A 9665-nucleotide genomic window follows, 5' to 3' on the forward strand; every position below is an offset into this window, starting at 1 on the left:
GGTGTGCGGTGACTGTCGGTGCACACTTCTGCCCGACACGCTGTGGGGAGCCAGTACACACACCGCTGGCGGGTAACCTTCTTACAGTGGGCCGACAGACAGTTCCCTATGAGCTCGATCTTTACACAGATCGTCGACGGAGAGATTCCCGCACGAATCGTCTACGAAGACGAGACCACGATCGCCTTTCTCGACGCCAATCCGCTGGCACCGGGGCACACGCTGGTCATCCCGAAAGCCGAGTACGAGCGGGTAAACGACATGCCCGAAGACGTCGCTGCCGACGTTTATGCGACGATCCATCGCTTGGTCCCCGCCGTCGAGGAAAGCGTCGACGCCGACGCCTCGACTATCGCGTTCAACAACGGCGAGGCGGCCGGCCAAGAGGTGCCCCACGTCCACTGCCATATCGTCCCCCGCTTCGAAGACGACAGCGCCGGCCCCATCCACAGCATTTTCAGCGACGCCGGCTCGTTCAGCGTCGACGACCTTGATCAGCTCACCGAAGACCTTTCCGACGACGAACTCGACGAGATCGCGGCCGATATCGAGTCTCGAGCCTAACTGGTCGGACTCGAGTCGATCGGTCGACGCCTCGTCGTGACGCTTTTCCCGCTCGCGCGTGAGCCACCCGTATGATCGCCGACTTCGTCGCCCGGTTGCGAGCGATCCCTCTCGCTGCAGTGCTCGAACTCGGGAGCCTCTTCGTCTGTGTGCTGTTGTTCGTCGGGACGCTCGGCTTGCTCTCGAGTGGTCCACCGACTGGCCGGGGCGACCTGTGGCTCGCGCTGATCGGGCTTGGAGCCGCGTTCGTCGTCTTCTGGACGGTGTTGGTGCCGCTGTACGAACGGACGCTGTAATGGTCAGATGAACGTCCCGATGAGCAGGTCGCCGTACACCAGCGCGATCGCCAGCCCGACGAACACGGGCACGAGAAACGGCGCACCCGGCGAGATCCAGACGGTGTCTTTCTCTGCGAGGACCTCGAGTCCTTCCCGAAGCTCCGCGGGCGTCGTGCCGTAGGCCGTCCCCTCGATATCCGCGAGGAACGCCTCCGCTCCCCACGGGTCGGCATCGCTCGAGCCGTCGTCGGTGGTGTCGGGGGTGTTGGCCTCGAGTGTTGCCCCGCCGTCGCTGCGAACCGTGGCGGTGACGGCTCCGTCGGTCGGCGGATTCGGCTCGTCGGGGAGAGTCGCCGGATCACGGTACCGATTGGGGTCCTCGCGAACGTCAGCCAGCGAGAGCCCTCGCCAGCGCAGGTACATCCGCAGAGCATCGAGGTCGAGCCCGCCTCGAGAGCGGCCCTCGAGCGTCTCGAGGAGTCGCCCGTGTGTTTCGGGCACATCGTCCCACGAGACGGGCCAGCCGATGACCATCACGGACGTGATGCGGCCGGCGGCGGCGTTGCGAACCGCGAGGGCGAGCGGAATCGCCATCCCGACGATGACGGCGTTCGTTAGCACCGTAAACGAGAACGTCCCGATGGGGGTGGTCGTCATCGGCAGGGTCCACGACCCGAGCGTATACTGTGGAAACGTCGGGAACAAGAGCGCAAGCACGAGCAACGCCTTCGCGTCGGCCCCGCCGAACCCGCCGAACCACCAGAACAGGTACGCGATGGGGACGACGAAGCCGAGACTCACCGCCGTCGGGATGAGAAACTCGTGACTCCAGGCGAAGCCACCCGCCTCCCAGGCGCGTCGCCCCTCCCAGACGAGAGCGATGAGCCCCACTACTGTCAGTGGAATCCAGACGCCACTCGAGACCCGTCTGGTCTTGATATCCCGAACGGCAACCCAGGCGAAGACGGGGACGGCGACGAGGCGAAGCAGATCCGGCATCGTCGCCGACACGCCAGCGAATGTCACAGACGTGTTTCTCGAGTGCGACGGTGTTATTGTTTCGACCTCGTCGTCGGCTGACTCGAGCGTGTCACCAGTGTGGCCCGCTCGAGACGGCTCTCGATTCCGCTTTCGCTGTCGGGTCGCGGTCGGTCACTGCTGGTCGTCGTCAGTGTCGTCTTCAGACCGGTCAGCGATGTCGTTCTGTTCCGTTGTCGGCGGCTCCGGCGGTTCGAACGCCGCACTGAGCAACTGGGCCGCTCGAGTTGCCTGCAGTTCCTCGAGCGTCGTCGTCGAACGGAGTCCGGCCGCAGCGAGCGCGGCGAGGGCGACGAGGGCGGCGACCGGGACAGTTGACAGCGTTCCCGTGAACGTGCCGAGGAGTAGAGACCCGAAGAGGGCGGGGAGAAGGGCTAGACTCGCGGCCCTGATCGGTCGCGCTTGGACAAACGTAGCAACATCGGTCCCAATTCCCGTGATCGTTGCGGTCGGGACGCCGGCCGCGAGTTCCCGACACGTTCGATCGATGGTGGTGATGACTGGGCCGGCGGTCCACGTCTCGCGGAGATCGATCTCGATGACTTCTGGCTCGGGTTCGGCAGTGAGCCACCGGTAACAAAACGACCCGGTGACGGCGCTTTTGATCGCCGTCGTCAGGTTGGTGACTCGAGCAGTGTCCGTGGCTGCGGTGAGTCGATTCTCGAGGGCGAGTGCGGACGCGCCGACAACCGAGGTACTGAGTAGGGCACCGACCCGACTGTCGGAGTGCCCGTCGTCGGTCGAGCGAGACCGGATACGTTCGTTCCCGGACACGGCACTGTGGAGACGCGAGCCGGCGGCTGCCGATCGGACTCGGGAAAGTCCGCGTCGGGCGAGTGCAACAGCCGTCGATCGGTCTCGAATGGTGTCGCCCATCCTAGTCGTCAGCGTTCAGCGTCGTGACGGTCCCTCGAACCATCGTGGTTCCGACGTCGAGTCTGAGGTCGTCTCCTTCCCGCAATGACTCGCCGTGGAATCGAACGCCGGAGTCGGTTCGCATCGTTCGAAGTTCGACCGTCAGCCTGACGTCTTTGTTTTTCGGATGTTCGTGGAGGTAGATCCCGCCGCTGTCGCCCTCGAGCACGATGTCTGCGGGCTGGCTGTCGACGGACTGGATCGTCGCCAGCGTCTCGCCGCGCACGGTCTCGGTCATCCCCACCTCGAGGCCGTCGGCGACGTCCGGATCGATGTCCTCGAGTTTGAGTTCGACTGTCGTGTGCTCGAGTTCGCCTGCGGGCTCGGTCGTGCCCCGCCGGATGACCTCACCGTCGAGCGAGTAGGCGTCGAGTGTCAGCGAGAGCTGGTTCCCGATCGAGACCGCTTGCCCGGCAAAGCGCGGGGTCGTCCCGTCACGGATGGTCTCGAGTTCGACGCCCAGATGCACGCGGTACTGGTCGTTATCGATCGGATACGGCTGGACGGTTTGGACCGTCGCGATCGTGTTCGAGCCTGCGTCGAACGTATCACCTTCGGTGATCTCGTCGGCGGTGTTCGCCGACACCATTGTCTCGAGGAGGACGGGCGTCGTCTCGACGTTCAGGTCGGCCCCATCCTGCTCGAGGCTCGTCACCTGCCCATCGGTGACGTACTCGTCGGTCTCGAGGGCAAGCGTGTCGCCGACGCGGAGGCGCTCGCCAGCGAACTCGAATATCGGCTCGTCGTCGCTTCGGTCGATGAGTTCGCCGTTCACTTCCGCGCGGACGATGACGCGGGTCCCGTTGTCTTCGTCGTCAGTTGCGGTGACGTAGACGTCCGTCACCGTGAGGTTCTGGTCGTAGCCCTCAATTGGCACTTCGTCGCCCGCTTCGACGCGGTCGACGACGTACTCGGGCTGACTGCCGAGATCGATCGTCGCATATCTCGTCTCCGGTTCGCCGCCCCCGGAGAGGACGCCGACGGCTGCAACCCCAGCAACGACGACTGCAAGCACCAACAGTACTGCCAGCGCGTCGATGACGTTGACGACGCCGAAGAGATCGCCGTCGTCGTCGATTATAGGCATAGATCACCAGTTCCGAGCATTAGAAAAACGATACTATCGGCGGAGTATATATGTTGTTATCCGCTGATATCTGTCGAATCGAGCGGTGACGGTCGCGTGGACCCAGTTACTAAGCCGCCTGCGCCTCGAGTTCGCGCTCGCTTTCTTCGCGGAGACGCTTCTCGGCGGCATCCCGATCGTCGGGATAGCCGATATCAGTCCGCCAGCCGTCGAGTCGGATCGCGTCGATGGTGCGGCCGGATTGGATCAACAGGTCGATCGCTTCGCTGATCTCGTACTCGCCGCGGTCGCTGGGCTGGACGAGGTGACAGGCGTGGAAGATCGCGGGCGTGAACGTGTAGAAGCCGGTCATGACGAGATTGGACGGTGGCTCGTCGGGCTTTTCGATCACGTCGGTGATCTCGCCGTACTTGTTGGTGTCACAGACGCCGTAGCGGGAGGCTTCCTCCCAGGGAACCTCCTCGACGAGGAAGGCGGCGTCGGCGCGCTCTTCTTGTTGTCGGTTGACGACGTCACTGAGGTTCGCACTGAAGATGTTGTCGCCCAGAATCAGCATGAAGTCGTCGTCGACGTGTTCCTCGACGGTGAGCAGGGCGTGGGCCAGCCCGTTTTGCTCGCGCTGGTGCGTGTAGGTGATTGGCACCCCCTGGAACTCGTCGCCGTAGTGTTCAATGATCCGCTCTTTCTCGTAGCCGACGACAACGAGGAGTTCCTCAGCCCCGAGGTCGATGACCTGTTCGAAGCAGTGGGTCAGAATGGGTTTGTCGTCGACTTCTACCATCCCCTTCGGTTTGTCCTCGGTCAACGGTCGCAGCCGGGTCCCCTCGCCGGCCGCGAGTACGACAGCTTGCATATCATACTCCGGGTGATTCAACCACTAAATACTTTTTTGCTTACCAGTAGTTACTACTACGGTTTCTTTATTCAGTTCCGCGTTGAAACCATCAGTGAGGATTTTGTGTTTGTGTATGTATACACAAACTATGGGGACGAAAACCATCGGCATCCGAGATGACGTATACGAGCGGCTGAAAGCTCGAAAACGAGAGGATGAGAGCTTTACGGACCTTATGAACCGCATGCTGGATGATACGACTGTCGATTGGCGTGAGGGATTCGGAACACTCTCCGAAGGAGACGCCGACGAACTCGAGCGAATCGTTGCGGACTCCCGTGACCAAACAAGTGACGGGCTTTCCGCACGGCAACGAGAGGCTCTTGATGAGTTCGCGGATATCGAGGCAGACGATGAAACTGCTTGATACGACGTTCCTCATCCATTACTGGGCGGGACGGGAAGCGGTTGCAGACTATCTCGAAACGCACGACGAAGCGGAGTTTGTAACGACGACACTGAACATCAAAGAAATCGCCGTCGGAAGGGAGATTCAGGGGAAACTTGACCCAGTTGAGATTCAGTCACACTTCGAGTGGATGACCATCCTCCCGTTTCAGGTGGAACACGCCTTTATTGCTGGCGAGTTAGAATCGGAATTTCACCGGGATGAAACTGTGAATCAGGACAAGATAAACTCCCTCTCTGGAGATTTATTGATTGCCGCCGTTGCGAAAGAGACAGGCGCGACAGTTGTCACGCAAAATACGGACGACTTCCAGCTATTCGATGGCGTATCCGTAGAGACCTATTAACATCTATCTCTGGTTGTGAACAACGATACCGTGCTCCTCTCTACTGTTACTGATCAGTTTCGGGTTTGGGTCGCGTTCGGTCTCGCAGCCAGACGAGGAGGGCCGCGAGTCCGGCGACGGCGAGGACGGCCGGATCAGCCGAGACGTACAGGCTCGGCGTCGGATGGCGATACCACGTGAGCGGATACAGCCACGCGCCGGCAGCCCCGTCGGCGTACACTTTGAGCCCGTCGACGAGCAGGTGCGAGAGCGCCCCCGCGAGCAACACGCCGAACGTCCGGCGGTGGTGTGTGTCGACGACCATCGCGCCGACGACGGCCAGCAGGACGACGCCGCCGAGCGTGTGGACCGCGTTGAGATCGAACGGGACGCCGAGGGCGCTCTCGAGCGTCGCGTCGGTGACGAAAAGCCCGATTCGGTTGATGTCAGGGAGGAGGGCTCCGATCATCGCGATCGCCACCCACCGCTTCGTCAGCCACTCGTAGTGCCAGCTCGCGGCGGTCGCGAGGGCGTAGGCGATGAGAACGTGTGAGAGGAGTTCAGCCATCGTTCGTGGTGTCGGTCGGTCGTGGCTCGAGAGCGAGCGTGCGCGGGTCGATTCTCCAGTGACGGAACAGGTAGCCGATCGCGAGCAGGACGCCGACGACGGAGACGCCGAGTTTGTAGTACAGCGCGTGCGAGTCGGGGTTGACGACGACCACGTCGGCGGTCGTTACTGTTTGGTCCGCCTCGAGGACGCCGTACACCTGGACGGTCCCACCGGAGTCGACTGTCGTGTCAGGTGCATGGACCTCGAGGTCGGCTGCGGTTCGGTCGGCGGAGTCCGTGATGTGGACCTCGAGCGTGTCGCCGTCGACGGCCTGGACGTCGCCGATGAGGAGGACGCGCTCGCCCGCGTACGCGTCGTAGTCGTCTCGGAGCTGGTCGCCCGTCGGATGGGGCCAGTTGTCGTCGTAGGTCGCGCCGTAGTGGACACAGAGCCCGAGCAGGGCCGTAAGGGAGAGTGCGACGATCGCGAGTCTAACGGCGAGACGCATTCGTCTCCCGCGTCTCGCGTCGGCGGTTTGGGTGTATCGATCCGCAACGGCTCGAGGGCGATCACGCCGATAGCGAAGAGAGACGGCTCACCAGCGTCACTCGCCGCTGTTTTTCGTCGCTCCGCTTCGCACAGCATCGCCGTGCTTTCGGGCAATCGGATCGGTTCCTTCGGTACGTGGCGTCGTCTCCCCTCGCTCCGACGCCGTTTCCGCGACGAGTCGCTCCATCCGCTCGAGAATTTCGTCCGGGTCGTTTTCAGGGACGACGACTGCGTTCCCGTCTTCTTCGTGGACGGTCACCTCTGTCCCCGGCGTCATACCGAGTCGCTCTCGCACCTCCTTCGGGAGGACGATTCGCCCTTTTGAGTCCACCTTCACCATATTCACACTCTGTGCGGGAACGGACAGAATCGTTTCGGTCAGCACACTGATTTCAGCTCTCACTCTGAATGACAAACTCGGCCTCCAAACTACTGAGGCCCGCGACAGTGGCCGGTTTGTGTCGACGGGTTTCCGTCGCATTCGGTCGCGTTTTCTCGAGCAGCAGCACGCGACTTTCGTTTGATTTCGTCGATCGGTTCGTCGTCGAACGCATCACCGACAGCATCACGCAGCCCTTCGATGGGGTCTTCCTCGAGCGGACGCAGTTCGACCCGATCGTCGAGTTCGATAACGCGGTATCGATTACCGTGTTTCTCTCGGATCTCGTGGGGGATGACGATTCGACCTCGATCGTCGGCCTCCACCGTTTTACTCATTATCGTCTGTAGTACTGCGGGAAGGGTAAAACCCTCTTCCGACCGCTGATTCGGTCCCCGCAGCCGATCAGCACCTGGTGTCGTCTCCAGTTGAATCGGTGTGTTGATTTCGGCTCCAGGATCGACGCGCCTCGCTCGAGGCCGGTCTCAGGTGCGAGCGCGCGGATACGCAGTTTAAACGCACCCGGTGACGTTGTGTTTCGGTCCGTTGACCGCCCTTTCGGCGACGACACCGGCCACAACAGTTAAGATGACATTCGTAAACCGCCGTGACTCATCACAGTATTTATACGAATGCAGGGACCTCCCTCTGACGATGGTTACTGGGTGGCGCTACCGGATCGGCAGCAGTCTCGGCGCGATCGTTCTCACCGCGTGTGCGGTGCTCGCCGCGAACCACCCCGCGACGCAGTCGGTGTTTACGGCTCACGTGCCGCTGTTCGATCGCCTCGAGCCGACCGTTCTCTCCGGGGCGTCGCTGTGGTGGGCGGTCCTGTTGAGCGTGCTCGCCGTCGCGGGCGCGCTGTTGCCGCTGTACAAACCGCAGCCGCGGCGGATCCTCGATACGGTCTTTCTGGCCCAGAAACGCGTGCTTGCGGGCGGGCTCGCGCTGGCCACGCTCGGGTATTTCAAATGGTCACACCGGCTGCCACGGGCGACGCTCGTGATGACGTTCGGGTTCCTCTTCGTGGCGATCCCCGCGTGGTTCGTCTGGATTCGCCGGCCCGCCGGGGGCTCCGAGCGAACGCTGCTCGTCGGCGACGACCTCGCCCAGCTCGAGCAGGTCGCGCCCGCCGTCGAGGGGCCGGTGGTCGGCTACCTCTGTCCCACGAGTGCACTGGTGCGGTCGTCGGGTCGGGTCGCCACCGACGGCGGCGTGGCAGTGGAGGCGAGCGGCTCCCAACCCCGTGACCTCGAGACCATTCTCGAGGACATCGAGACACACGGGCGACTCGGCGCGCTGGATCGCCTCGGCGGGCTCTCGCGACTCGAGGACGTCCTCCTCGAGTACGACATCGACACCGTCGTGCTCGCGTTCGGGCGGGCCGACCGCGCGGAGTTTTTCGGCGCATTGGATGCCTGTCACGACCACGGCGTCAGCGCGACCGTCCACCGGGAGTACGCCGACAGCGTGCTGGTTGCGGATGGGGCCGTCGGCGAGTTGGTGGATGTGGATCTCGAGCCCTGGGACCCGCTGGATCACCTGTTCAAGCGGGTGTTCGACGTGGTGTTTGCGTCGGTTGGGTTGGTCGTCTTCGCGCCGCTGCTGGTGGTGATCGCCGCGGCGATCAAACTCGACAGTCCGGGGCCGGTGTTCTACAGCCAGGACCGCACCGCCGGCTTCGGCGAGACGTTTCCCGTCTACAAGTTCCGATCGATGCTCCCGGAAAGCGAGGACGCAACCCCCGGCGAAGTAGACGATCGGATCACGCGTGTTGGTCGCGTGTTGCGCAAGACGCACCTCGACGAACTGCCACAGCTGTGGTCGATCTTCGTCGGCGACATGAGCGTCGTCGGGCCGCGAGCCGCCTGGACGGAAGAGGAAGTGTTGCTCGAGGAAGACGCCCCCGCGTGGCGCAAACGCTGGTTCGTGAAACCCGGCTTGACCGGGTTGGCGCAGATCAACGACGCGAAAAGTACCGATCCGAACCTGAAACTTCGCTACGACCTCGAGTACATCCGCAAGCAATCGCTGTGGTTCGATCTGCAGATCGTGATTCGGCAGGTGTGGACGGTGCTTGTGGACATTCTGGAGACGGTCCGTGGGTAGTCGCTGAGGGTCGGATCTCAGGACTGACGGACGAGCGGCTCGTACCACTCGCGGTTTTGCTCGTACCATTCGACGAACTTCGCGACGCCCTCGCGGATCGTGTGATCGGGAGCGTAGCCGAGCAACTCCTGTGCCTTCGTCGTCTCGGCGTGGGTGTGATCCGCGTCGGCGTCGTAGCGCTCGGCGTACTCGATCTCGAGGTCGGGTGCGAGCTGGTCGCGGATCTCTTCGGCGAGAGTCTTGATCTGGATGTTGTCCGTCGAGCCGATGTTGACCGCCTCGCCGTCGGCGGCGTCGGTCTCGAGGAGTGTGCGGTTCGCCTCGATAACGTCCTCGATGTAGGTGAAATCGCGGGTCTGGGTGCCATCGCCGTAGACGACGGGCGGTTCGTCGTTGTAGCACCTGGAGACGAAATTCGAGATGGCCATGTTCGGGCGCATCCGCGGCCCGTAGACGGTGAAATACCGCAGTGAGACCGTCGGCAGGCCGTAGACCTCGTGGTAGGAACTGGCGTAGCGTTCGGCGGCGAGTTTGGAAGTTCCGTACGGCTGTCTCTTATACACATCT

Annotated in this window: 14 protein-coding genes; 5 read left to right on the plus strand and 9 right to left on the minus strand. The window is 62.6% G+C overall.

Annotated features, from left to right (window positions below; all coding sequences use genetic code 11):
- Window positions 1–108 precede the first annotated feature (108 nt).
- Together C495_RS07820 and C495_RS07825 are read left to right on the plus strand one after the other, a co-directional pair.
- Window positions 109–564 carry an HIT family protein gene (locus C495_RS07820; protein ID WP_008161692.1) on the plus strand — a complete coding sequence of 152 codons (456 nt, stop codon included), beginning with the start codon at window positions 109–111 and terminating at the stop codon, window positions 562–564.
- Between the two features lie 71 nt (window positions 565–635).
- Window positions 636–860: a hypothetical protein gene (locus C495_RS07825; RefSeq protein WP_008161693.1), complete on the plus strand. Its 225-nt coding sequence runs from the start codon at window positions 636–638 to the stop codon at window positions 858–860.
- Window positions 861–863: 3 nt separating this feature from the next.
- Here the strand turns inward: C495_RS07825 and C495_RS07830 are convergent, their stop codons facing one another.
- The 4 genes from C495_RS07830 to aglF form a co-directional block, all read right to left on the minus strand.
- The gene (locus tag C495_RS07830) at window positions 864–1868 is read right to left on the minus strand and encodes an A24 family peptidase C-terminal domain-containing protein (RefSeq protein ID WP_008161696.1); all 1005 of its coding nucleotides are present in this window, start codon (window positions 1866–1868) and stop codon (window positions 864–866) included.
- Between the two features lie 126 nt (window positions 1869–1994).
- Window positions 1995–2756: a hypothetical protein gene (locus tag C495_RS07835; protein WP_008161697.1), complete on the minus strand. Its 762-nt coding sequence runs from the start codon at window positions 2754–2756 to the stop codon at window positions 1995–1997.
- A gap of 1 nt (window position 2757) precedes the next feature.
- Window positions 2758–3882 carry a DUF4330 family protein gene (locus tag C495_RS07840; RefSeq protein ID WP_008161698.1) on the minus strand — a complete coding sequence of 375 codons (1125 nt, stop codon included), beginning with the start codon at window positions 3880–3882 and terminating at the stop codon, window positions 2758–2760.
- 109 nt (window positions 3883–3991) lie between these two features.
- Window positions 3992–4735, minus strand: a complete 744-nt coding sequence (gene aglF / locus C495_RS07845) for a UTP--glucose-1-phosphate uridylyltransferase AglF (RefSeq protein WP_008161701.1) — start codon at window positions 4733–4735, stop codon at window positions 3992–3994.
- A 130-nt stretch (window positions 4736–4865) separates the two neighbouring features.
- Here aglF and C495_RS07850 point away from each other — a divergent pair, with 130 nt between their 5' ends.
- Window positions 4866–5144 carry an antitoxin VapB family protein gene (locus tag C495_RS07850; RefSeq protein ID WP_008161703.1) on the plus strand — a complete coding sequence of 93 codons (279 nt, stop codon included), beginning with the start codon at window positions 4866–4868 and terminating at the stop codon, window positions 5142–5144.
- The gene (locus tag C495_RS07855; protein ID WP_008161705.1) at window positions 5131–5532 is read left to right on the plus strand and encodes a PIN domain-containing protein; all 402 of its coding nucleotides are present in this window, start codon (window positions 5131–5133) and stop codon (window positions 5530–5532) included. Before C495_RS07850 ends, C495_RS07855 begins: the two co-directional genes overlap by 14 nt.
- Before the next feature lie 46 nt (window positions 5533–5578).
- Here C495_RS07855 and C495_RS07860 read toward each other — a convergent pair whose 3' ends face one another.
- From C495_RS07860 to C495_RS07875, 4 genes are all read right to left on the minus strand, one after another.
- A complete protein-coding gene (locus C495_RS07860; protein ID WP_008161707.1) occupies window positions 5579–6079 on the minus strand; it encodes a metal-dependent hydrolase in 501 nt (166 codons plus the stop codon).
- Complete coding sequence (locus C495_RS07865; protein ID WP_008161709.1) at window positions 6072–6569, minus strand: hypothetical protein; 498 nt, start codon at window positions 6567–6569, stop codon at window positions 6072–6074. Before C495_RS07865 ends, C495_RS07860 begins: the two co-directional genes overlap by 8 nt.
- A 96-nt stretch (window positions 6570–6665) precedes the next feature.
- The gene (locus tag C495_RS07870) at window positions 6666–6950 is read right to left on the minus strand and encodes an AbrB/MazE/SpoVT family DNA-binding domain-containing protein (protein WP_049890208.1); all 285 of its coding nucleotides are present in this window, start codon (window positions 6948–6950) and stop codon (window positions 6666–6668) included.
- Between the two features lie 89 nt (window positions 6951–7039).
- Window positions 7040–7327 carry an AbrB/MazE/SpoVT family DNA-binding domain-containing protein gene (locus tag C495_RS07875; protein WP_008161713.1) on the minus strand — a complete coding sequence of 96 codons (288 nt, stop codon included), beginning with the start codon at window positions 7325–7327 and terminating at the stop codon, window positions 7040–7042.
- Between the two features lie 316 nt (window positions 7328–7643).
- Between C495_RS07875 and C495_RS07880 the strand changes: the two genes are divergently transcribed.
- On the plus strand, window positions 7644–9098 hold the full coding sequence (locus tag C495_RS07880; protein ID WP_008161714.1) for a sugar transferase: 1455 nt from the start codon (window positions 7644–7646) through the stop codon (window positions 9096–9098).
- A 17-nt stretch (window positions 9099–9115) separates the two neighbouring features.
- On the opposite strand, the gene C495_RS07885 is transcribed toward C495_RS07880, so the two are convergent.
- On the minus strand, window positions 9116–9665 hold a 550-nt coding region (locus C495_RS07885), incomplete at its 5' end, for an NAD-dependent epimerase/dehydratase family protein (protein WP_008161716.1).

It is taken from the genome of Natronorubrum sulfidifaciens JCM 14089 (assembly GCF_000337735.1).
In the GTDB taxonomy this organism is placed as follows: Archaea; Halobacteriota; Halobacteria; order Halobacteriales; family Natrialbaceae; genus Natronorubrum; species Natronorubrum sulfidifaciens.

Bases quoted from the DNA above. Each gene is read 5' to 3' on its own strand.
- C495_RS07820 (WP_008161692.1), top strand. From the start codon at position 109: ATGAGCTCGATCTTTACACAGATCGTCGACGGAGAGATTCCCGCACGA.
- C495_RS07825 (WP_008161693.1), top strand. From the start codon at position 636: ATGATCGCCGACTTCGTCGCCCGGTTGCGAGCGATCCCTCTCGCTGCA.
- C495_RS07835 (WP_008161697.1), bottom strand. From the start codon at position 2,756: ATGGGCGACACCATTCGAGACCGATCGACGGCTGTTGCACTCGCCCGA.
- C495_RS07840 (WP_008161698.1), bottom strand. From the start codon at position 3,882: ATGCCTATAATCGACGACGACGGCGATCTCTTCGGCGTCGTCAACGTC.
- aglF (WP_008161701.1), bottom strand. From the start codon at position 4,735: ATGCAAGCTGTCGTACTCGCGGCCGGCGAGGGGACCCGGCTGCGACCG.
- C495_RS07850 (WP_008161703.1), top strand. From the start codon at position 4,866: ATGGGGACGAAAACCATCGGCATCCGAGATGACGTATACGAGCGGCTG.
- C495_RS07855 (WP_008161705.1), top strand. From the start codon at position 5,131: ATGAAACTGCTTGATACGACGTTCCTCATCCATTACTGGGCGGGACGG.
- C495_RS07860 (WP_008161707.1), bottom strand. From the start codon at position 6,079: ATGGCTGAACTCCTCTCACACGTTCTCATCGCCTACGCCCTCGCGACC.
- C495_RS07865 (WP_008161709.1), bottom strand. From the start codon at position 6,569: ATGCGTCTCGCCGTTAGACTCGCGATCGTCGCACTCTCCCTTACGGCC.
- C495_RS07870 (WP_049890208.1), bottom strand. From the start codon at position 6,950: ATGGTGAAGGTGGACTCAAAAGGGCGAATCGTCCTCCCGAAGGAGGTG.
- C495_RS07875 (WP_008161713.1), bottom strand. From the start codon at position 7,327: ATGAGTAAAACGGTGGAGGCCGACGATCGAGGTCGAATCGTCATCCCC.
- C495_RS07880 (WP_008161714.1), top strand. From the start codon at position 7,644: ATGGTTACTGGGTGGCGCTACCGGATCGGCAGCAGTCTCGGCGCGATC.